Origin of the sequence: Flavobacterium sp. ACN6 (assembly GCF_002304005.1) — a bacterium.
GTDB lineage: Bacteria > Bacteroidota > Bacteroidia > Flavobacteriales > Flavobacteriaceae > Flavobacterium.
Genome location: NZ_MRCQ01000007.1, coordinates 211,162 through 235,088, shown reverse-complemented (window position 1 = coordinate 235,088; position 23,927 = coordinate 211,162). Strand labels below are relative to the sequence as shown.

The 23,927-nt window shown below is 33.7% G+C and carries 20 protein-coding genes; 11 read left to right on the top strand and 9 right to left on the bottom strand.

The genetic code is table 11. From position 1 onward, the window contains the following. Window positions 1–41 precede the first annotated feature (41 nt). On the top strand, window positions 42–425 hold the full coding sequence (locus tag BSF42_RS13080; protein ID WP_095953530.1) for a DUF983 domain-containing protein: 384 nt from the start codon (window positions 42–44) through the stop codon (window positions 423–425). Here the strand turns inward: BSF42_RS13080 and BSF42_RS13075 are convergent. The 8 genes from BSF42_RS13075 to topA form a co-directional block, all read right to left on the bottom strand. Then, entirely contained in the window at window positions 406–1,479 is a 1,074-nt protein-coding gene (locus BSF42_RS13075) for an FAD-binding oxidoreductase (RefSeq protein WP_095953529.1), read from the bottom strand. The genes BSF42_RS13080 and BSF42_RS13075 overlap by 20 nt on opposite strands. Window positions 1,480–1,552: 73 nt before the next feature. Continuing rightward, window positions 1,553–2,542: a gliding motility protein GldN gene (gene gldN / locus BSF42_RS13070; protein WP_095953587.1), complete on the bottom strand. Its 990-nt coding sequence runs from the start codon at window positions 2,540–2,542 to the stop codon at window positions 1,553–1,555. A gap of 184 nt (window positions 2,543–2,726) precedes the next feature. Beyond that, a complete protein-coding gene (gldN, locus tag BSF42_RS13065) occupies window positions 2,727–3,716 on the bottom strand; it encodes a gliding motility protein GldN (RefSeq protein WP_095953528.1) in 990 nt (329 codons plus the stop codon). Window positions 3,717–3,760: 44 nt separating this feature from the next. Then, complete coding sequence (gldM, locus tag BSF42_RS13060) at window positions 3,761–5,302, bottom strand: gliding motility protein GldM (RefSeq protein WP_095953527.1); 1,542 nt, start codon at window positions 5,300–5,302, stop codon at window positions 3,761–3,763. Between the two features lie 51 nt (window positions 5,303–5,353). Beyond that, complete coding sequence (gene gldL, locus BSF42_RS13055; RefSeq protein ID WP_095953526.1) at window positions 5,354–6,001, bottom strand: gliding motility protein GldL; 648 nt, start codon at window positions 5,999–6,001, stop codon at window positions 5,354–5,356. 59 nt (window positions 6,002–6,060) lie between these two features. Beyond that, window positions 6,061–7,461, bottom strand: coding sequence for a gliding motility lipoprotein GldK (gene gldK, locus BSF42_RS13050; protein WP_095953525.1), 1,401 nt, complete (start codon window positions 7,459–7,461; stop codon window positions 6,061–6,063). A 263-nt stretch (window positions 7,462–7,724) separates the two neighbouring features. Next, window positions 7,725–8,876: a formimidoylglutamase gene (locus tag BSF42_RS13045; RefSeq protein WP_095953524.1), complete on the bottom strand. Its 1,152-nt coding sequence runs from the start codon at window positions 8,874–8,876 to the stop codon at window positions 7,725–7,727. Window positions 8,877–8,882: 6 nt separating this feature from the next. Further along, the gene (gene topA, locus BSF42_RS13040) at window positions 8,883–11,399 is read right to left on the bottom strand and encodes a type I DNA topoisomerase (RefSeq protein ID WP_095953523.1); all 2,517 of its coding nucleotides are present in this window, start codon (window positions 11,397–11,399) and stop codon (window positions 8,883–8,885) included. 595 nt (window positions 11,400–11,994) lie between these two features. Here topA and miaB point away from each other — a divergent pair. From miaB to BSF42_RS12990, 10 genes are all read left to right on the top strand, one after another. Then, entirely contained in the window at window positions 11,995–13,440 is a 1,446-nt protein-coding gene (gene miaB, locus BSF42_RS13035; RefSeq protein WP_095953522.1) for a tRNA (N6-isopentenyl adenosine(37)-C2)-methylthiotransferase MiaB, read from the top strand. A 94-nt stretch (window positions 13,441–13,534) separates the two neighbouring features. Next, window positions 13,535–14,494 (top strand): hypothetical protein, encoded by a 960-nt coding sequence (locus tag BSF42_RS13030; protein ID WP_095953521.1) that lies wholly within the window; start codon window positions 13,535–13,537, stop codon window positions 14,492–14,494. Between the two features lie 22 nt (window positions 14,495–14,516). Then, window positions 14,517–15,776, top strand: a complete 1,260-nt coding sequence (locus BSF42_RS13025; RefSeq protein ID WP_095953520.1) for a sigma-54-dependent Fis family transcriptional regulator — start codon at window positions 14,517–14,519, stop codon at window positions 15,774–15,776. 134 nt (window positions 15,777–15,910) lie between these two features. Next, window positions 15,911–16,417: an LptE family protein gene (locus BSF42_RS13020; protein WP_095953519.1), complete on the top strand. Its 507-nt coding sequence runs from the start codon at window positions 15,911–15,913 to the stop codon at window positions 16,415–16,417. A 168-nt stretch (window positions 16,418–16,585) separates the two neighbouring features. Beyond that, entirely contained in the window at window positions 16,586–18,325 is a 1,740-nt protein-coding gene (locus BSF42_RS22630; RefSeq protein ID WP_216360280.1) for a tetratricopeptide repeat protein, read from the top strand. A 3-nt stretch (window positions 18,326–18,328) separates the two neighbouring features. After that, window positions 18,329–18,670, top strand: coding sequence for a preprotein translocase subunit SecG (secG, locus tag BSF42_RS13010; RefSeq protein WP_095953518.1), 342 nt, complete (start codon window positions 18,329–18,331; stop codon window positions 18,668–18,670). A 140-nt stretch (window positions 18,671–18,810) separates the two neighbouring features. Beyond that, window positions 18,811–19,086 (top strand): co-chaperone GroES, encoded by a 276-nt coding sequence (groES, locus tag BSF42_RS13005; protein WP_012023920.1) that lies wholly within the window; start codon window positions 18,811–18,813, stop codon window positions 19,084–19,086. 89 nt (window positions 19,087–19,175) lie between these two features. Continuing rightward, window positions 19,176–19,532: a four helix bundle protein gene (locus tag BSF42_RS13000; protein WP_095953517.1), complete on the top strand. Its 357-nt coding sequence runs from the start codon at window positions 19,176–19,178 to the stop codon at window positions 19,530–19,532. Between the two features lie 175 nt (window positions 19,533–19,707). Further along, window positions 19,708–21,336, top strand: a complete 1,629-nt coding sequence (groL, locus tag BSF42_RS12995; RefSeq protein ID WP_095953516.1) for a chaperonin GroEL — start codon at window positions 19,708–19,710, stop codon at window positions 21,334–21,336. Between the two features lie 284 nt (window positions 21,337–21,620). Then, window positions 21,621–22,823, top strand: coding sequence for an ectonucleotide pyrophosphatase/phosphodiesterase (locus tag BSF42_RS12990; protein ID WP_095953515.1), 1,203 nt, complete (start codon window positions 21,621–21,623; stop codon window positions 22,821–22,823). Between the two features lie 230 nt (window positions 22,824–23,053). Here BSF42_RS12990 and BSF42_RS12985 read toward each other — a convergent pair whose 3' ends face one another. Continuing rightward, complete coding sequence (locus tag BSF42_RS12985; protein WP_095953514.1) at window positions 23,054–23,893, bottom strand: oxidoreductase; 840 nt, start codon at window positions 23,891–23,893, stop codon at window positions 23,054–23,056. Window positions 23,894–23,927: the final 34 nt, after the last annotated feature.

Below are 23,927 nucleotides of genomic sequence, written 5' to 3'. Positions count from 1 at the left end.
ATAAAGGCGTAAAAATGTACCTTTGATCAAAATTTTTGCAAATGTTAAAAAAAGGATCGAAACTAAATAGTATTTTAACAGGAAGTTGTCCAAAATGCCAAAATGAGAGCATGTATGAAGACAAAAATCCGCTTCATTTGACTAAAGTTCTAAAAATGAACGAAAATTGCAGCCATTGCGGATTTAGATATCAAATTGAACCTTCGTTTTTTTATGGCGCAATGTACGTAAGTTACGGATTAAATGTTGCTGTCGGAATTGCCGCATTTATTGTTTCTTTTGTCTTTTTTGGAGCTACTATCGAACAATCATTTATCGCAATTATTTTGACTTTGGTAGTTTTGTTTCCTTTTGTATTACGCCTTGCTAGAAACCTATATATCAATATGTTTGTTTCTTATGATCCTAAGGCCGGTCGTAATTAAGACTTTTTAAATATCTTTTATGAAATCGTTTTATATCGGCTTCACGATTTAAAGGAATATTGTTTTCAATATGATCATATAGTGCTTTAGCCATTGAAGGACCCAGCATTACACCGCGTGTTCCTAATCCGTTAAGAATATGAAGCGATTTGTACACTTCGTGTGTTCCTAAAAGAGGTCTTCTGTCAGCTACGGTTGGGCGAACACCACCAAAATGTTTGATAATTTCAAAATCACAGGTGATAATTTCTTTTATACGATCTAAAAGCTCCTGTTTACCTTCTTCTGTAGGCGCATCTGTTTTATCGTGCCAGTTATAGGTAGCTCCAACTTTAAACAAATTTCCTCCAAGCGGCAAAATAAATACACTTGTGTTTACAATTACATCTAAGTTTAATTTTGGCGCTTTTATAATAAACAGTTCTCCTTTTGTTCCATCCAATGGCAGGTAATTGAAATACGGATTTTTTTGCATTCCGAAACCTTCTGCAAAAATAATATGACGCGCTTGAATATTTTTGTATTGAATTCCCTTATCCAAAACCTCAAGAAAACTGCTGTGAAAAGAATCCTCCAACAATAAATTATTCTTAAGTAAATATTCTCTATAAGTATCCAACAACAATGAAGTCTTAACATAACCCGTGTGCAAAACTTCTCCATAATCGTAAGGAGAATCAATACTATTATATTTTTTTGTAATTAATTTGGTAGACAAGAATGGAGCTAAATTTATTTTATCTGAAGCCGAAAACCAGTTATTCTGCTCTTCGATTGAAAAGAACTTTCTTAAAACAGGCATCTTAAAGTTAAATTTTTCTTGCAGTTTTTCTTCAATTTGATCGTAGAACTCATTCATTTGAACCAATTGCTCTTGTGCTTTCCAAACCTCACTGAAACGCTTAAGAATAACTGGATTATATAAACCACCAGCAACTCGAGATGAATTCTGCGATTTGTTATCTACTATCAATATAGTTTTATTGTTCTTAAGTGCAATTTCAGCGAAAGAAATTCCAGCCAATCCAGATCCGACGATTAAATAATCAAGCATTGTAAAGTGTATAAATAAAGAAACTCTTACTACAAAGGTAGCAAGAGTTTTTCTTATAATTTGATTTCGGAACTTAGTAATTCCACATATCTTCTTCAAAATTACGGATCTTCTCTTTCACTCTTTCCGATTCTAATAACTGACTTTGCGCATCATCTCTAATGTAATCTTTAATCTCGCGATCTCCGTACATATTTTCTTCTTTATAAATGACCGCATTAAATCTTCTTGAATTCAATATTTGGTCAAAAGAAATTGGCAGCGCGGAATTTTTATCATTAAAAGCTTTGGCTTCATGCAACACATCCCTCGCATTTGGAAAGAATACCCAAAATAATTCGATATAGTCTTTTTCGTCACTATTCATTGTATAAACATCAGGAGTCACTGGGCATATTCCGAGCAGTCGATATTTTAATTCACTTTCACGTTTATCGAAATACCAGAAACCTTTTATTTTGTATTGACTCACATCTGCGGACGTAAGATCCTGCCTCAAAATATATTCCGCAGGAACAGTTCTGGTTGGCCCAACAATTTGATCCTCATAGGTAACTTTTTTATTTTTACCTGTTCCTGTAACTATTTTTTTCTTCACCGTACGTATTCTATAGTCATCTGGGTATTGATTGATTAGTTCTCTCCCTCCATCTGTAGTATCCACTCGCGAAAGTGCTCCTTCAATATCTTTCAAAGATTTTTTAGTATTGAAGTAACTATCAGCGTAAACTTCTGTTATTCTGCCATTTTTAATTGCCTTAGTTAAAACATCATATAGCGAACGCCTGTCTGGACCAATGTTAGCCGTATCTACAGGAAAATACAATGGAAAGTTTATTTTTTCATTTAAATCAATAATTTCCCAAGTTGTTTTTCCCATCAAAATATCTCTGTCATTAACATAACCGTAAGCCAATGGCTTATCATTATCAGATATCATCTGTGCAGCTGTCTTAATTCCAATTTCATCAGCAGTTTTGGCATTGAGCAGATTGGACTGTGCAGTAGAAGCTAAGCTTCCAGTAATGGAAACAATAGCTATTAAAAAATTTCTTATTTTCATCATCATAAATATTACAACACATTAAACGAAATTTTATCATAAATATTGTTATTTTTCCTACATAAAAAATATATTAGAATTTTGATTCTAACACACTGCTAAAATCACTTTAAATTACCCACATAAAAAAAACTCCTACTACAAATGTAGTAAGAGTTTTTTAATTATTATGTTATGTATCAACTTAGTAGTTCCACATATCTTGTTCGAAGTTGCGAATTTTCTCTTTCACTCTTTCAGATTCTAACAACTGATTTTGAGCGTTGTCTTTCATATAATCGCTGATCGCTCTGTCTCCATAAAGATTTTCTTCTTTGTAAACAACTGCGTTAAAACGTCTTGAATTCAAAATCTGATCAAATGAAATTGGAAGAGCTGAATTGTTGTCATTGAAAGCTTTTGCTTCATGCAGGGCTTCTCTGGCATTTGGGAAGAATACCCAAAACAATTCAATATAATCCTTTTCATCACTATTCATAGTATAAACGTCCGGAGTTACTGGGCAAATTCCAAGTAGACGATATTTCAATTCACTTTGACGTTTATCAAAATACCAATATCCTTTAATTTTATACTGAGTAACATCTGCAGCAGTAAGATCTTGTTTCAAAATGTACTCAGCAGGAACCGATCTTGTTGGCCCAACTGTTTCTTCAACATAAGAAACACTTTTGTTTTTACCTTTACCAGTAACCACTTTTTTCTTCACTACACGTGATTTGTAGTCATCTGGGTATTGGTTAATTAACTCTCTACCAGCATCAGTTGTATCAATACGAGACAATGATCCTTCGATGTCTTTCATAGATTTTTTAGTATTGAAATAACTATCAGTATACACTTCAGTGATTTTTCCACCTTTAATAGCTTTAGTCAAAACGTCATAAAGAGAACGTCTATTAGCTCCAATATTAGCTGTATCTACAGGAAAGTACAATGGAAAATTGATTTTTTCATTTAAATCAATAATTTCCCAAGTTGTTTTACCCATCAAAATATCTCTATCATCTACATAACCATAAGCTAAAGGCTTATCATTATCAGATATAAGTTGAGCAGGAGTTTTAAGTCCTATCTGAGCAGGCGTTTTTGCGTTAAGCAAATTAGATTGCGCATTAGAAGCAAAACCTCCAGCGATAGAAACAACGGCTATTAAAAAATTTCTTACTTTCATCGTGGTATCATTATAAGATATTGAACGTAGTTCACACTACTTAATTATTGTATTTCGTAAATTACTGGAGCAGTTCTTGGCAATAAGTAACTACCTGCACCTACCAGTTTAGTTTTAATTTCAGAAATAGTAACTTGGTCTCCTTTACCTGCTCTTGAAAGTACTTGTTTACATTGTGCATTCATTTTGTTTCCTGAAACAACAACTGTAGGCTGTCCAGCAATTTTCATGTTAAATCCAACAACGTCTAAACCAACTTCAAAATCAAAATCAAGAAGTTTCGCTCCAATAGTAGCAATTTCAAGGTTAGATTTAGGTCCTTTTACAACACCCATTTCACCTCTAATTGTTCCTGTTGGACCAGGAATACCTTTAATTCTGAATGTTTTCTTGTCTGTTACTTTATCACCGTTTGGCAATGTACCTGTTACAGAAATTGTAGCTTCAGTACCTTGACCTGGGCTCATGTTATATTTTCCTGGTTTTCCAGCAGAAGCTAATCCTGGAGCACTAGCAACAATTTTGTTAGCATCAACACCAGCAAAAGATACAGAGATTGGGTTAACAACTCCTCTATATACTACATTCATTTTATCTGCAGAAATTGTAGCAGAGTTTGGTCTTGGAACTACAACATAAGTTCCAGCAAATTTAAGTGGAATGTTTTTACCATCTTCTAAGAAAGTAAATTGTCCATTAATATTTTGTTCTCCAACTCCACCAGCAGTTAAAGAGATAACAGCTTGTCCGTTTACGATTTGTCCAGGACCTTGGAATGAAGTAGGTTTAGTATTTTCGTCATAACGACCTAAAACAACTTTACCTGTAACTTTTTCTCCTTGGAAATAAGCGTTTTTGTCTAAAACAACGATTGCTTGGTAATTACTGTAAGAAGCAGCAGCAACTGCAGCTTTTCCTAAAGCACTGTTGTAAACATCTGTTTCAACTTTTTTAACATCATTTTGCCAAGTTGAAAGTTTTGCAGCAGATGCAATTGCAGGGAATCCTTTGAAGTGATAAGCTAAATATTTTTCTTTGATACCATCTTTGTTCTTAACATCAGATACATCAAATTTCTTTTCAACCTCAGAAATAATTGCTGCGTATTTTTTATCTGTACCTAAAACAGCTTTAATATCAGCTTTGTATTTTTCGATTTTAGCGATAATTTCGTTACCTTTTTTAGTATAACCGTCTCCTGTAAACCAGTCGTCGATATTATCTCCTCTATCCATTGCCTCATATGGCAGTTTTCCAGTTTCTTTTTCAACTTCGAAACCTTTAATAGACTGAGCTTTTAGAGTAGCGATATAATCATAAAAATCTTTTGTAATTGTTTCAACTTTATGAGCTGTAACTGCAGCAATAGCAAATTCTCCTTTTGCTTCAGCAGCTTTTTGATCTAAAGATGTTAATAAACCTGTATTTGTTTCCGTTGAACTTGTATTTGCACTTTCAAATTTTTCGTTCATCAAACCAAAAGCAGAAATTACTTCTTTTGATACGTTCATTGCTAACATTGCGATGAAAACCAGATACATCAGGTTAATCATCTTCTGTCTAGGGGTTAATTTTCCTCCTGCCATTTTTTTCTAATTAGTTCTTTATTAATAAATTTAATATTAGTCAAAAACTAATTATCCTTTGTTACTCATTGCAGAAAGCATACCACCGTAAACACTGTTTAAAGAAGCAATATTTGCAGTCATAGATTGCATTTGCTCTTTTAATTTAGAAGCATTTTCAGCGATTTCTTTGTTAGCTTCAGCGTTTCTAGAAGCGCTTTCTAACTGTACTTTATATAAACTGTTTAATGATTCCATTTGAGCAGCAGCAACAGATAATTCTTCAGAATATTTCTTTTGTCCTGCGATTGAATCTACAGTTGGAGCAATTCCTTTAGCAGCAGATTCGAAGTTTTTGATGCTGTTTCCTAAACTTGACATTAATTCACCGTCAATTTTAGCTTCTTTTAATAATGAATCTAATTTTTGAGATAATAATCCTTGAGCTTCTGTTGGAGCTTCAACTTTAACCTCTTTTTTTCTAGCTTGTCCGTTAGCTAATTCAGGGTAAACAAGAGTCCAATCTAACTCGTCTTCAACAGGTTCGAAAGCAGAAAGTGCAAAGATTAACGCCTCAGTAACCAATCCTACTGAAAGCATAACTGTTCCTGTTAATGGTCCAATTTCAAAGTGAGTAATTTTGAATAAAGCTCCAACGATTACTACTGCCGCTCCCATACCATAAGCGAAATTCATTGCTTTTTTACTTAATAATGCCATAATACTTTTTTTTAGGTTTTAATTTAAATAGATTTGTTGGATATTGATAAAATTATAAATTACTTTCTTGTGTTGGAGCTTCCAGTTACCTGAGTTCCCATGTAATCTTGTACAGTTCTAAATCCGATATAACTTCTAGCTGAATCAGCATATTCGTGATCACGAGTACTAACTTGTAAGAAGTATGCAACATCTTTCCAAGAACCTCCACGAACCACTTTTCTCTGATTTTTACCATCAATTACGTTTGGATTCATTGTTGAAACATATTCGTAAGCGTTTGGATTGTAAGCAGAGTCAGTCCATTCTGAAACGTTTCCTGCCATATTGTATAATCCGTAACCGTTTACATCGTATGATTTTGCTTCAACAGTATATAATGCTTCATCAGCAGCATAATCTCCTCTACTTGGTTTAAAGTTTGCTAAGAAACAACCTCTATCACTTTTAGTATAAGGACCTCCCCAAGGATAAGTAGCAGATTCTAGACCACCTCTTGCAGCGTACTCCCATTCTGCTTCAGTTGGCAATCTGAAAGCATTTACTAGGTCACGCCCTTTTTTCTTAGATTTGATATAACTGTTTTTGTTTAATGTTCTCCAAGCACAAAATGCTTTTGCTTGTTTCCAAGTAACACCAACTACAGGATATTCTCCGTAAGCTTTGTGCCAGAAATAATCATTATGCATTGGCTCATTGTATGAGTAAGCGAAATCTTTAATCCAAACTGCAGTATCAGGATAAACATTTACCTGTTCTGTTTTTACGAAGTCACTTCTTTTTCCAACTTTAGCTTTTGCAGCAGCTTGAATGTCCATCCAAGAATAACGAAATTTCAATTTATTTACATCAATTGTTCTTAAACCATTGTATGATTCTTCAATTGGCAAATACATAGAATCCATTACTTCAGCGTAATATTCATCTGGATAAGCTTTTGTATCTTTAATTAATTTAACTTTTCTGTTTAGTTTTCTTCCAGCGTATGGATCATCTTTTGTACCAACACTATAATAGTTGTCATACATATATTTATCATAAGCAGTCATTTTCTCTGGATCTGAATCGTTGAAAGCATAATCAGATATACTTCCACCTTTTGAACCTTTACCATCAGTAGCTTTTTGTCCTGTTTCATCAGCTAAGATTGCTAAACGAACTCTCATTGTAGAATCTTTCACCCATTCCACAAATTGACGGTACTCACTATTTGTAATTTCAGTTTCATCCATATAAAATGAACGAACCGTTACTGTTTTAGTCGGAGCATCTTCTACGTTAGCTAAATCAGCATCTGATTTACCCATTATAAAAGATCCACCCGGAACTAATGTCATTCCATAAGGCTTCTCAGGATGCCATTTCCCTCCTGTAACACCAACTAATTCACCTTTATCTCCTGACTTACCACAGCCGATTACTAGTGTTAACATTGCTGCAAATGCAATAAACTTCTTCATATAAATTTGGGATTATCTATTCATTATTAAAAGTCCGTAAACGTATTTATTATTTATCTAAAAAACAATACTAATTTCGAAATTTATTTTACCGTTCAAAAATAATGTTAAATAAAATAAAAAAAAAATATTTTACCGATAAACTGTTTCAAAAAATCGATGTAAAACGTTAATTTTTATGATATATAATTATTTTCTTACTAATTTATTTTAACTTTTTTTAATTAATTTTAAAAATTTAAGATTTTGCTTAAATTTTCGACTTACAATGCATTTTTTCGCTGTGCTTTCCACCATCTTTCTGGCAATTCTTGGTTGCAAGCCGACAAATATTCGTCATAAGAACAGGGTAATAACGTATTTCTTTTCAATTTATTGTGACCATTAGATTCAAAAGGAATTTCAATCCACCAGCGATCTGTTTTGTCACTTTTATAAAAAATCAGTTCTTCATCTTCAAGAGGAACTATATATTTTAAATAGTTTGCACGGCTTCCAAATGGATACTCTTTTGAACGATAATGATACCCTTCTATAAAGTACCAAACTATCTGTGCAATAATTACAGACTCTGCCATAGAACTATTGTGATTAAAGATTCCAAAAGAGGAAACTTTATCACTAATTCCTGCATATCTTGCCAAAGCACAGATTTCTTTTCCATTAAAACCATTAGGCTCAAAAGTAACCGTATTTCCTGAAGCAGAAGATTTTACAGAATTTAAATCGATACTAACTAAATCTGCATCTCTAAAAATTGGTTCTGCTAATGTTATTTTATTTGAAATTTCCCCTAAACGGTAGGCATCAAAAAATAACTTTTCGATCAAGTCGATTTCTTCTTGCGAATTATAATACGTTTGATATCCTATATTACAGTAATTGAAAAGGTTATTTGGTTCATCAATAATGATCTTAGTTAAATACGAATTAGCTGAAACTGACTCGTTTTCCTTTCCAAAATCAAACTTATTATCAACGGCAACCATATTAACCATTTGCTCCAAATCGTCATAAGCACGATACAACGCATATGTTAAATCTTGTGAACCTCCCAGGACTATAGGAATGACTTTGTTTTTAATTAAAGAAGCTGTAACTTTCTTTAATGCAAAATAAGTATCCTCTACAGAATCTCCTGCAAGTATATCTCCTAGATCAGCAATCGATGCATCCCAGTTACCAGGAAACATCCCATACAACTTTTTACGTACTGCAGAAAGATTAACTTCATTAACCATATTGATGTTGGTACGATCTTCCAAAACACCAATAATAGCAATATCAATTTTGTCAATATCTGGAAACTGATCTTGGGTATGAAAGACAACTTTACTCCCAAGCTCTTGTGAAGACAGTGCGCTGACGAATTTTACAATCGCATCATTAACTGGTTCTAGAAAATCGAATTCCATCTATACTTATTTCTTTTTAGCAGCTGTTTTTTTAGCTGGTGCTTTTTTAGCAGTTGTTGTTTTTTTAGCTGCAGTTTTCTTTGCAGGTGTTTTAGCGGCAATCATTTCTTGAACTTGTGCCAATGTTAATTGTGCTGCATCAACATCTTTACTCAATTCAATTTTCATTTTGCCTTTTAGAATTACAGAACGTCCCCAACGGGCCTTTTCTACTACAATTCCTTCGTCTTCCCAATTATGAATGACTTTATCGATGTTTTTTTGAAGTTTTTCTTCGATAAGTTCTTCAACATCTGTTTGTGACAAATTATCAAAATTGTATTTTTTATTGACATTTATAAAAAGACCGTTCCATTTAATGAATGGACCAAAACGCCCCACTCCTTTTTGAACTGCTTCTCCCTTATAAACTGCAATTGGCGCATCAGCAAGTGCTTTTTCGTCAATTAATTCCTGTGCTCTTTCCTTAGAAACATTCAACGGATCTTCTCCTCTTGGCAATGAAATAAAAACGCTTCCGTGACGAACGTAAGGACCATAACGGCCATTACTTACTTCTACTTCTTCTCCTTTATATTCACCTAAACTTTTAGGAAGCAAAAATAAATTTAAAGCTTCTTCAAGTGTAATGTTTCCAATATTTTGATCTGCCATTAAACTGGCAAATTTTTTATCTTCATCATCTGCTTCTCCAATTTGAGCCATTGGTCCAAATTTTCCTAAACGAACAGAGACTTGTCTTCCGTCTGCATCTTTTCCTAAAATTCTTTCACCGCTTTCACGTTCCGCATTTGCTTCAACTTCTTTTACATTTGGATGAAATTTATTGTAGAACTCCTGCATCATAATCGCCCAGTCAATATTTCCTTCGGCAATTTCATCAAAATCCTGTTCTACTTTTGCTGTGAAATTATAATCTAAAATGTTTCCGAAATTCTTTACTAAGAAATCAGTCACAATAGTTCCGATATCTGTAGGAACCAATTTTCCTTTATCAGAACCTGTGTTTTCTTTCAAGAGTTTTTCACCTACTTTACTGTTTTGCAAAGTAAGCTGTGTATAATTACGTTCCTGCCCTTCAAGCGTTCCTTTTTCAACATAATTTCTATTGATAATTGTTGAAATCGTTGGCGCATAAGTAGAAGGACGGCCAATTCCAAGTTCTTCTAATTTTTTTACCAAAGATGCCTCAGTGTAACGTGCAGGTGGTCTTGAATATCGTTCTGTAGCTGTAATATAGTTGTTTGCTAACTTTTCGTTTACTTTTAATGCAGGAAGCATTCCTTCTTGTTCTTCTTCGTCATCATCATGACCTTCAAGATAAACTTTTAAGAAACCTTCAAAAAGTAAGACCTCCCCAGAAGCCGTAAAAATTTCGCTGTGATTATCTGCTTCAATTTTTACGTTTGTTCTCTCCAGCTGTGCATCGCTCATTTGCGAAGCCAACGTTCTTTTCCAGATCAAATCGTACAAACGAGCCTGATCACGATCGATATTTACCGTATGACGAGACATATCTGTCGGACGAATTGCTTCGTGCGCTTCTTGGGCTCCTTTGTTTTTATTAGCAAAAACGCGAGGCTTAGAATATTCTTTTCCGTAAGATTTTATGATTTCTGCTTCAGCGGCATCCATTGCTTCTTTAGAAAGGTTTACCGAGTCAGTTCTCATATAAGTAATAAGTCCTGCTTCGTACAGACGCTGTGCTAACTGCATTGTAATTCCAACCGGCAGATACAATTTTCTTGCCGCCTCTTGTTGAAGCGTAGAAGTTGTAAAAGGTGATGTTGGTGATTTTTTGGTAGGTTTAGTTTCTAAATCAGCTACCTTATATTTAGAACCGATATTTTGATTTAAGAAATCTTCGGCTTCTTTTTTTGTATTGAAATTTTTAGGCAGTTTTGCTTTGAAAACTTTTCCCGCTTCATTTACAAATTCTGCAACAATTGAATAGGATGCAACTGCAGTAAAGTTTTGAATTTCACGTTCTCTTTCAACAATCAAGCGAACAGAAACAGATTGTACACGACCAGCAGAAAGTCCGCCTTTGATTTTTCTCCATAAAACAGGAGACAATTCGTAACCTACTAAACGGTCTAATACTCTTCTTGCCTGCTGTGCATTTACTAAATTATAATCAATCTCTCTTGGATTGTCGATTGCTTTTAGAATTGCAGATTTTGTAATTTCGTGAAAAACAATTCGTTTGGTTTTTTTTATATCTAATTTCAATTCTTCCGCCAAGTGCCATGAAATAGCTTCTCCTTCGCGGTCCTCATCACTTGCTAACCAAACCATTTCGGCATTCTTAGATAGTGTTTTAAGTTTACTTACCAAAGCTTTTTTATCCGGAGAAACTTCATATTTAGGTTTAAAACCATTTTCTACATCTACCCCTATTTCCTTTGATGGTAAGTCGGCTATGTGACCATAACTTGACTCCACCTGAAAATCGCTCCCAAGAAATTTCTCGATCGTTTTCGCCTTTGCAGGTGACTCCACTATTACTAAATTCTTTGCCATTGCTCTATTTTTCTGCAACAAAAGTATCTATTTTTTTTAAATATTAACCTTGCTTATGAATTTTTGAAGTATTTTGATATTATGAAACTTAAAATTGCAGATTTATCTGTAATAATCTCGATAATATATATAGGTATAACTTTTAATGATTTATGACCGAGAAATGTTCTTTTTGAGACCAATGGTTCTAGCCCAGATTGCAGTGAAAAGCCCGGAGTAAAAAAATTAAAAGTTTCTTGTTTTAAAAAAGCGACCAACGGAAGCTCTTTTTAAAACATTAGAAACTTTTAATTTTTTGCGAGGACTTGAAACGTAAAGCTGGAAATTGCTTCTGAAAAAATTTAACCACAAAGCTCACAAAGATTTACGCAAAGTTCGGAAAGTTTTTTCTAAGCTAAAATTCAGAACAAAGTTCCCAAAGCTATGAGAATTCTTTTTAATCTTTTAATCTGTGGCTATTTAAATATTTTAGAATCATAAAATTTTACAAAAATCATAAAAATCTAAAATCTGCATTCTAAAATCTAAAATTTCTTTCCTGCCATCTTGTCATATTGACTGTATTTACGCTATCTTTGCACTTTGAAATTTTACAATGGAAAAGATTATTGAAGAAAGCAAGCAGGGCGAAAGTCTTGTTTTGGAAAATAAACCTGAGAATACTAAAAAACTTTTTATAGAAAGTTACGGCTGTGCGATGAATTTTTCGGACAGTGAAGTCGTAGCTTCCATTTTGTCTGCCGGAGGTTATAATACCACTTCTGTTTTGGAAGAAGCCGATTTGGTTTTGGTAAACACCTGCTCTATTCGAGACAAAGCCGAGCAAACTATTCGCAAACGTCTTGAGAAATACAATGCTGTAAAACGCACTAATCCGAAAATGAAAGTTGGGGTTTTGGGCTGCATGGCGGAGCGTTTGAAAAGTCAGTTTTTGGAAGAAGAGAAAATAGTCGACCTTGTTGTTGGCCCTGATGCTTATAAAGATCTGCCGAATTTATTGGCAGAAGTGGAAGAAGGCCGTGACGCTATCAATGTAATTTTATCAAAAGAGGAAACTTACGGAGATATTTCGCCTGTTCGTTTAATGAGTAACGGAATTACCGCTTTGGTTTCTATTACCCGTGGCTGCGATAATATGTGTACGTTTTGCGTTGTGCCTTTTACACGTGGTCGTGAGCGCAGTCGTGAACCTCAAAGTATCATCTCTGAAATTCAGGATTTATGGAATAAAGGTTTTAAAGAAATTACTCTTTTAGGGCAAAATGTTGACAGTTACCTTTGGTACGGCGGCGGTTTGAAAAAGGATTTCGTAAACGCTTCTGAAATGCAAAAAGCAACTGCAGTCGATTTTGATCAATTACTTGAAATGGTGGCTGTTGGTTTTCCTAAAATGCGTATTAGATTTTCGACTTCTAATCCGCAGGATATGCACGAAAGTATTTTGCATGTTATTGCGAAATATCCAAATATCTGTAAGCACATACACTTACCAGTTCAATCTGGAAGTAATAGAATTTTAAAAGAAATGAATCGTCTGCATACGCGTGAAGAATATATGGCTTTGATTGACAAAATCAGATCAATTGTTCCAGATGCTTCAATTTCGCAAGATATGATTGCCGGTTTTCCAACTGAAACAGAACAAGATCATCAAGATACGGTGAGTTTAATGGAATATGTGAAATATAATTTTGGTTATATGTATTCGTATTCTGAACGCCCTGGAACTTTGGCAGGAAGAAAAATGAAGGATGATGTTGAAGAAGAAACAAAGGCTAGAAGATTACAAGAAATTGTTGATTTACAGCAAAAACACGCTTGGTTTAGAAGCGAAGAATTTGTTGGAAAAACAGTTGAAGTTTTGGTAGAGAAAGTTTCTAAAAAATCAACCGAAGAATTCTCTGGAAGAAATTCTCAAAGTATTACAGTTGTTTTCCCGAAAGAAAACTACAAAATTGGTGATTTCGTAAACGTAAAAATCACAAGCTGTACTTCCGGAACATTAAAAGGAGAAGCAGTAGAACTAAGCGCTATGAATTAAGAAAATTTATTTCAAGTTTCTAATTTCAGGTTTTCTTTGTAACTTAAAACTTTAAAGACATATACAATAACAGTTTATTTCGATATTATTCACTATGAAAAAAATCATTATTCTATTACTCTCATTATTTATTCTATCGTGTTCAAATGATAACAATTCAGCTTCCGAGTCTGAGAATATAGAAGGTACTATTTTAAAAAACTATAAAGAATATGGTGAATACGGAAATATACATCTATTTGATAATAAGGGTACCCGATACGATAAAATAACGCGTTCAAAAGGAGAAATATTTATAGATTTTTCGTACGACTCTAACAACAGAATGACTGAAATAGCTATAAGTCCTGATAGTGCTCCTGTGACAACCACTTTTACTTATAATAGTAATGGCCAAATTATTAAAATGGAGAAGGATTCCAGAAAAGTTGGGACTGCAGGAAAACTTTTTGTTTGGCTATTTACTCACAATAAAAATGTTGTGACTGGTGAATTGATTTCTGCGGATGATCCAAATTTTAATCACGTAAAAGTTCAGTACACATTTAACGATGAAGGGCTGCTTATTTCTAAACACAATTATGTTGATTATCCTGCTAAAGAGAACAGACCAATAAGAACAAGCTCGTATGCAACTTTAAAATATGACAAAAACAAAAATTTGATTTCATTAAAAATATCGACAGATGGTACGCACGATTTATCAGACAGTCCTGCAAATCTGTACGCCGGATCTGTTACCTACGAATATGATGATAAAATAAACCCAGTACATCAGGTTTATATGAATCATTATATGAACTATATTTTAAGCAATGATTATCCTTTTGTTTTGGAAAGAGGAAGTATTCAGGATCATGTTGCAGGCACAGGAAAAAATAATTTAATAAAAACTACTTATCCAGTCCCTGAGTTTGGAGGCATTCCAATCGACAATGTATATAAAAACACTTATAGTTATCAATTGAATAACTTACCTTTAAAAATGTCCAGAATTTCAACCGAAGACAATAAAGAATACGGAGGCCTGACTTTTAATTATTCTGTTAAATAATAATCCAAGAAATAACTATTTTATGGAAACAGTTCAAGCAATAAAACAACGATTTGAGATTATTGGAAATGATCCTAAATTAAATCGTGCTATCGAAAAAGCCATTCAGGTTGCTCCAACTGATATTTCGGTTATGGTGACTGGGGAAAGTGGTGTTGGTAAAGAAAATATTCCTAGAATTATACATTCGCTTTCGCACAGAAAGCACGGAAAATATATTGCTGTAAACTGTGGAGCTATTCCAGAAGGGACTATTGACAGTGAACTTTTTGGCCACGAAAAAGGTGCTTTTACAGGTGCAACAAGCACACGTGAAGGTTATTTTGAAGTAGCCGACGGAGGAACTATCTTTCTTGATGAAGTTGGTGAATTACCATTGACAACACAAGTAAGACTGCTTCGTGTTTTAGAAAATGGAGAATTCATTAAGGTTGGTTCGTCTCAGGTTCAAAAAACAAATGTTCGTATTGTTGCTGCTACCAATGTGAATTTATTCAATGCAATTGAAAAAGGTAAATTTCGTGAAGATTTGTACTATCGTTTAAGTACTGTAGAAATTACGCTGCCGCCTTTACGAGAAAGAAACGATGACATTCATTTATTGTTCAGAAAATTTGTGGCAGATTTTGCTCATAAATACAAAATGCCGCCCTTAAAACTAGATGATGATTCTGTACAGTTATTACAGAAATTTAGATGGAGCGGTAATATTCGCCAGCTTCGAAATGTGGCTGAACAGATTTCTGTTTTAGAAACCAATCGCGATATCACGCTGGCAACTTTACAATCCTATCTACCTGCCGAAGGAAGAAGCTTACCTTCTGTTATTAATGAAAATAAAAAAGAAAGTGACTTTAGTACAGAAAGAGACATTTTATATAAAGTTCTTTTTGATATGAAAAGTGATCTGAACGACTTGAAAAAACTGACTTTAGAACTAATGAAAAATGGCACTTCTAAAGTACAGGACATTAATCCGAATTTAATTCAGAAAATTTACGGAAATCAACAAAACGACAGCGAAATTGATTTTGAAGAAGAACCAAGAACCGCTGTTATGACTGCTCCAGCTGTACGCGAAGAAAATTATCAAATACAAGACGATAATTATTTATTTGCTGAAACTATTGAGGAAGAAGAAGTTTTACGATTGGAACAAAAAGAAATCGAAATGATCAAAAAATCATTAGAAAAAAACAAAGGAAAACGTAAAGCCGCAGCAGATGAATTAGGTATTTCTGAAAGAACTTTATACCGCAAAATCAAACAATTTGACCTATAGAAAATTCCAAAGAATAAATTCCAAATTCCAAATTGCTATATTTGAAAAATAATTGGAAATTGGAAGTTTAAAAGATTTGAAGTTCCCTGACCAATTTGGAATTTAAATTTTGGAATTTATTACCATTACATTTTATGAAAAAAATATATTCTTTCTTCGCATTAATCAGCTTGTTCATGTTAAGCGGTTGTGGCTTTTATAACTTTACAGGAACAACAGGGCAGATTAATGCAAAAACATTTCAAGTTAACTTTTTCCAGAATAATGCGGATTTAGTTGAACCTGGAATCGACAGGACTTTTACATTAAATCTGCAGGATTTGATTATGAATCAAACCAACTTAAATTTGGTGAGTAACGGCGGTGATTTAGTATACGAGGGAGAAATTACAGATTACAGAATAACCCCAATGACAGCAACTGCAGATCAGCAGGCGTCACAAAACCGTTTAACAATTCGTGTGAATGTGAGATTTATGAATAAAAAGAAAGAAACAGATGATTTTGAAAAATCTTTTGAGTTCTACTATGATTTCCCAGGTCAGGATCTTCCGACAGGATCAGTTTTAAACGAAGCGTTAAGAGTCATTTTTGAAAGAATTACACAAGACATATTTAATGAATCATTGGCTAAATGGTAATTTATGTTTATTTGTTGAAATCGTTTATTTGTTTAATCGTTTAATCGATTCTAAAACGATAAACATTTAAATAGTTAACAATTAAACAGTTATCAATTAAACGAATAAACGGTTAAACTAAAGAAAAACGGTTAAACAAATAAACGAGTAAACTAAAGAAAAAAAAGAATGAACGTTACTGATTATACCTACTTAATGAACAAACCGGATGCTATTACTGAAAGGCAGGCGGACGCATTAGGAAGTGTTCTGAATGAGTTTCCATATTTTCAAAGTGCGCGAGCATTAAGACTAAAAGGACTTTACAATCAAAACAGCTTTAAGTATAATTATGCTTTAAAAGTTACGGCCGCTCACACTTCAGATCGTTCTGTTTTGTTTGATTTTATTACTTCTGAAGCTTTTACTTCTATTCAAAATGATTTCTACGAACAAAAACTTAGAGATCTTCTGGAAATTACTGTTTTTGAAAGCGAAATAATTTCTCCTGCACAAATTCAGAAAGCTATTGAAGTACCAACTGAATTTATAGAAGAATCAATTTCAGATTCTCGTAAAGAAACTGCAATTCCTTCTATAGATCAATTTGTTGAAGTAGAAAAAACAGTAAAAGTCGAAGAAACCGTAAAACTGGAAGAACCTGTAAAAGCAGAGGAACCAATAAAGACTGAAGAGCCAAAGAATATTCCAGAAATAGATCCTTCTATTTTTACTGCAATCAAAGAAGCGCAAACCGTAACTTTTGAGAAACCTGTAAAAATCGAAGAACCAAAAACGCTTCCAGAAATAGATCCGTCTATTTTTACTTCAATTAAAGAAGCGCACTCAATTACTTATGAAAAACCAGTAGTTGAAGAAGAAAATAAAATTGATATTCTTGAAGAATCAAGTTCTGATAGTAAAGAAGAAACCGAAACTTTTTCAACAACAGAGCAAATAAAAACGGAAGAGCCTAAAATTAATCGTATTGAAGATTCTATTTTAAGTTCAATTAAAGAAGCTGAAACTCTTTCTACACCAAAGCCCGTAAAAGTTGAGGAATCTAAAATTGATCCAGCAATTGAGCGTTCGATTTTAAATTCAATTAAAGAAGCCGAAGCCTCAATTCCTGAAGAACCAGCAAAAATAGAAGAAACTAAAATTGATTCTGTTATTGAACAGCCGGTTTTAAACTCAGTTGAAGAAGACGAAGATGAAAGTGTTATCGAAGAAATGATAATTCCAGAATTCAAGATTAATCCAATTGAGCGATCTATTCTTTCTTCTATTAAAGAATCTGAAACAGCATCTCCAAAAGAAGTGATTAAGGAAGAAATTCCTCAAGAAGCTCCAGAAGAAGTTGAGGAGCCAATCAAAGAAGAAGTTCAGCAAGAGATTCAAATAGAAAATGAAGAATCGCAAGACGAAGAAATAAATGAAGCAGTTAAAACTGCAGCAGAACATTTAGAAATTGGCAAGCCTTTAGATTTTTCATTTAATGAAAAACACTCTTTCCAAGAATGGCTGCAATTATCTCGAACAGAACCAATTGACCGTTCAGATGAAGTTTCATCAGAAGAAGAAATCATAAATGAAGCTGTTGAAACAAAAAAAGAAGAAAAAGTAATTGATGAAGAGAGACTAAAAAAGGCTGAAATTATCGATAAATTTATCGAAACTAATCCGAAAATCTCTCCTGTAAAACCTGGTACAAGTGTTCCGGTAGTCCAATTAGAGAGCAATTCTGAAGACAATTCATATCTAATGACAGAGACTTTGGCTAGAGTATATCTGGAACAAAAGAAATATACAAAAGCAATTCAAGCATATGAAATATTAATTTTGAAATATCCAGAAAAAATTACTTTCTTTGCAGACCGCATATCGGATATAAAGATTTTACAACAAAATAACAATAACAATAATTAAGTAATGAGCACATTTTCAATTTTTTTAGTTTTAATCACAATAGTTTGTTTTCTATTGATCGTAGTTATTATGGTACAAAACCCTAAGGGAGGCGGATTGTCTTCTACTATCAGCGGAACGCAGATGTTAGGCGGCGTACAAAAAACAACTGACTTTTTAGACAAAAGTACTTGGACTTTAGCTACAGTTCTTATTGTGTTAATTTTACTTTCAAGCTTAAGTTTCTCTGGATCTTTAAGTGATACTGAATCTAAAATCATTGAAAAAACTGAGGCTCCTGCAAATACGCCTGCAGTACCAGCACAAGGAAATACTCCTGCTCCAGCAGCACCAGCAGCTAAATAATCTTAGCTCATATAAAATCTAATGCCAGCCTGTCAAAGCTGGCATTTTTTTTAAGAAATAATGTCAGTTTTACCAGCATGGCATAATTTCTGAAAGTTTATAGAACATAAAAAATGTATAACTAATAATAATATAAAATCATGGCTTTAAACATTAAACCGCTTTCAGACCGCGTACTTATTGAGCCTGTTGCAGCTGAAACTAAAACTGCTTCGGGTATTTTTATTCCAGATACTGCCAAAGAAAAACCTCAAAAAGGAACTGTAGTTGCAGTAGGAAACGGATCTAAAGATCATACAATGACTGTAAAAGTTGGTGATACTGTTCTCTACGGAAAATATGCCGGAACAGAACTAAAATTAGAAGGAACTGATTATTTGATTATGCGTGAGGATGATATCTTAGCGATAATCTAATAGTGCTGTAAGCCGTAAGCTTTAAGCTATAAGTCTCTTTCGAAGAGTATAAAAAGTCTATAGCCTATTGCCTAAAGCTTTCAAAAAAAATGAGAGATTTTAAAAAATACGATATTTGGCATTTAAGCCATTCTTTAACTTTAGAAATCTATAAATTAACTTCTTTATTTCCAAAAGAAGAATTATATGGATTAACAAGTCAAGTAAGAAGAGCATCCTCATCAATCCCAACTAATATTAGTGAAGGATGTGGAAGAAATAGTGATAAAGAATTCAATCAATTTCTCAACATCGCTTTAGGTTCTGCCAATGAAACAGAATACCTCTTGATTTTAGCTAAAGACCTACAATATCTTAATAATGAAATTGCAGAAAATCAATTAGAAAAAATCAACAGTATAAAAAGCAAAATTTACAAATTAAAACAAGTATTAGTACAGCAATAGGCTGTAAGCTGTAAGCTATAAGCTTCCAAACAAAGCGTAAAGCAATAAAAAAAAATTAACCAAGCATTAGAAAGGCATAAAGCCTAAAGCCTACTGCCTAAAGCAAATAAAAAAATTAACCAAGCAGTAGAAAGGCATAAAGCCTAAAGCCTACTGCCTAAAGCAAAAAATAAAAATGGCAAAAGATATAAAATTTGATATTGAAGCACGTGACGGATTAAAACGTGGTGTTGATGCATTAGCAAATGCTGTAAAAGTTACACTTGGACCAAAAGGTCGTAACGTAATTATTGGAAAATCATTTGGGGGACCAACAGTTACCAAAGATGGTGTTTCGGTTGCAAAAGAAATCGAATTAAAAGACCCGTTAGAAAATATGGGCGCACAAATGGTTAAAGAAGTTGCTTCTAAAACCAATGATTTAGCAGGAGACGGAACCACAACTGCAACAGTTTTAGCTCAGGCAATCGTAAAAGAAGGTCTTAAAAACGTTGCTGCAGGTGCAAATCCAATGGATTTGAAACGCGGAATTGACAAAGCTGTTGAAGCTATTGTTGCTGACTTAGCAAAACAAGCTAAAGTGGTTGGAAGCGATTCTGACAAAATCAAACAAATTGCTTCTATCTCTGCAAACAATGATGAAGTGATTGGTGATTTAATCGCTACTGCTTTCGCTAAAGTAGGTAAAGAAGGTGTTATTACTGTTGAAGAAGCTAAAGGAACTGATACTTTCGTAGACGTTGTTGAAGGTATGCAGTTTGACAGAGGATATCTTTCTCCTTACTTCGTAACAAATCCAGAGAAAATGGAAGTTGAATTAGATTCTCCTTACATTTTATTATACGACAAAAAAGTTTCTTCTTTAAAAGAATTACTTCCAGTTTTAGAGCCAGTTGCTCAATCAGGAAAACCTTTATTGATTATTGCTGAAGATGTTGACGGAGAAGCTCTTTCTACTTTGGTAGTAAATAAATTAAGAGGTGCTCTTAAAATTGCTGCTGTAAAAGCTCCTGGTTTTGGAGACAGAAGAAAAGCAATGTTAGAAGATATCGCAATCTTAACTGGTGGAACTGTAATTTCTGAAGAAAGAGGATATACTCTTGAAAATACAACTATCGAGATGTTAGGAAACGCAAAAAGAGTTTCTATCGACAAAGACAACACTACTATTGTAAGTGGTGCTGGTGAAGCTGATATTATCAAAAACAGAGTAAACCAAATTAAAGGTCAGATGGAAACTACTACGTCTGATTATGATAAAGAAAAATTGCAAGAGCGTCTGGCTAAATTAGCTGGTGGTGTTGCTGTTCTTTATGTTGGTGCTGCTTCTGAAGTTGAAATGAAAGAGAAAAAAGACAGAGTTGACGATGCTTTACACGCTACTCGTGCTGCTGTTGAAGAAGGAATCGTTGCTGGTGGTGGTGTTGCCTTATTAAGAGCTAAACTTGCTTTAGCAGACTTAAAAGCAGATAACGCTGACGAGGCTACAGGAATTCAAATCGTTTCTCGTGCTGTTGAATCTCCATTGAGAACTATCGTTGAAAACGCAGGTCTTGAAGGTTCTGTTGTTGTAGCTAAAGTTTCTGAAGGTTCAGGTGATTTTGGATACAATGCAAAAACGGATGAATATGTAGATATGCTTTCTGCTGGAATTATCGATCCTAAAAAAGTAACTCGTGTAGCACTTGAAAATGCTGCATCTGTTTCTGGAATGATCTTAACTACAGAATGTGCATTAATTGATATTAAAGAAGAAAACGCTGGCGGTATGCCAATGGGAGGCGGAATGCCAGGAATGATGTAATTCGTTCTTTTCTTAAAACTTAAAACGCCGGATATTTTTTATCCGGCGTTTTTTTTGCCAAAGATTAAAGGATTAAAAAGATCATAATTTGTGAAAATCTTTTTAATCTCTGGCAAACCTTTTCCAACACAAAGCATTCGTGAAAATTCGTGAAATTCGCGGCAACCTTTTTCAAATAAAGACAATTCGTGGCAAGGCATTTTTAAATTTAAGATTGTTTAACATTCTGTTTTTGCTCTTAAATATACTTATTGGTAACTTTGTGTCTTCAATAAATTTCAATAATGAAAAAACTTCTTACCCCTTTTATTTCTTTACTTATTCTTTCATTTTCATTTGTTTTACAAGCACAAAATACTAAAGATAATTATGTTGTTTTAGTTTCGATGGACGGATTTCGCTGGGATTATGCAAAGCAATTTAATCTTCCAAACTTAAAACAAATCGCTAAAGAAGGCGTTCACGCAAAATCGATGAAACCTTCTTATCCAACCAAAACTTTTCCTAATCATTATTCAATTGTAACAGGACTTTACCCTGATCATCACGGAATTATTAATAACATTTTTTATGATGCTTCAATGAACGAAGCATTTTCATTATCCTCTAATGCAAAAAATGATTCTCGCTTTTATGGTGGAAATCCGATTTGGAATTTAGCAGAAGAACAAGGTGTAAAAACCGCTTCTTTCTTTTGGCCTGGTTCTGATATTGATAAAAGAAACCCAAGTTATTTCAAAAATTACAATGGTAAAATCCCGTATGAAGCCAGAATTGATACGGTTATGAAATGGCTCCAGCTTCCAGAAAAACAACGACCTCATCTTGTGACTTTGTATTTTGATGAACCAGATCATACGGGACATAATTTTGGTCCGCTTTCGCCGGAAAACAAAAAAATGGTCATCAAAATGGATTCTATTATGGGTGAATTATCTCAAAAATTAAACCAATTACCAATCGGAAAACAAATCAACTTAATTATTGTTTCAGACCACGGAATGGCTTCTATCAGTAATGATAAAAAAGTAGCAGTTTTAGATTATTTAAAACCAGAATGGCTGGGTTACAAAGATGTAATTAATCCAATTATGAGCCTGCAGGCAAAAACTGGATTTCAAGATTCAATAGCCAATGCTTTAAAAAAAGTGCCTCATATTAAATTCTGGAAATCAGCTGAAGTTCCAAAAAGACTGCATTACGGAACCAATCCGCGTGTGCATGATTTTGTTATTGAAGCCGAAAAAGGATATAGTTTAGTGAGTAAAGAAAGTAATCACATAAAAGGCGGTACGCATGGTTATGACAATAACGAAAAAGATATGCATGCCATTTTTTATGCAAAAGGTCCTGCTTTTAAAGCCGATAAGACAGTCAAAACTTTTCAAAATGTTTCGGTTTATCCGTTGATTGCACATATATTAGGTTTGCAAACGGGAGAGATTGATGGAAAATTGAGCGATGTAAAATCGGCGTTGGCAAATTAGATAATGTAGCAATTTCATTAATTAAACACACAGCATATCTGTAGAGACGCACTGCAGTGCGTCTATGCCTGATATTCACTTAACGTTTAAACAAATAAACCCGACAGGTTTTAAAAACCTGTCGGGTTTCCTACATTTTGTTGGTACGCACTGCAGTGCGTCTCTACAGAAAAATGGGATATTGTAAGTCAATTATCAAATTGACACATTTTCTAATAATCTAATTGAAATTAAAACCCTGTCGAAACTGAAACTGATTTCCATTCTTCTAATTGTTTTTGAACACTTGCAATCTTTTGGTTTGCCATATTATAAGCATCTTCACCTAAGAACAAATGCAAAGCAGGATTTTCTTCATGATTCATTTTAATTAATGCTTCAGCTAATTTTACTGGATCACCTGGCTGATTTTCGTTAATATCCTCTTTGTGAGCGTTTTCAGATTGTCTTACTTCTTTATAATCTGCAATCGGATTTTGAGGCAGTAACAATGAACTGTCCTTTAAGAAATCGGTTCTAAAATAACCCGGATAAACGATTGTTGCGTGAACCCCAAATTCTTTTACTTCCGCAGCCAAAGATTCTGTTAAACCGGCAACTGCAAATTTTGTAGAACAGTAAATTCCCCAGCCCGGAAATTCTCCATAATAACCTCCCACAGAAGAAATATTAAAAATATGTCCAGATCTCGCAGCACGCATATAAGGCATTGTATTTCTGATCACATTCAATAATCCGAAAACATTTACTTCGTAGTTTTTTCTGGCTTCAGCATCAGTCAATTCTTCTAATGCTCCTAGCAGACCGTAACCAGCATTGTTTACCAAAACATCAATGGTTTTAAAATGACTTACTGCCAATTCAATAGCATTTTTAACGCTTTTTTCATTAACCAAATCCATTTCAAGAGGAAGAAAATTCTCTGATGTATTTCCTAAAACCTTTATTAAAGTTTCTTCACTTCTAGAAGTTGCTGCCACTTGATAACCTTCTGCCAATAATTTTTTAGCTAATTCTAATCCAAGTCCTTTTGACGCACCTGTGATAAACCAAACTTTGTTATTTTCCATGATATTAAATTTTTACGTTTTAATTACACGACAA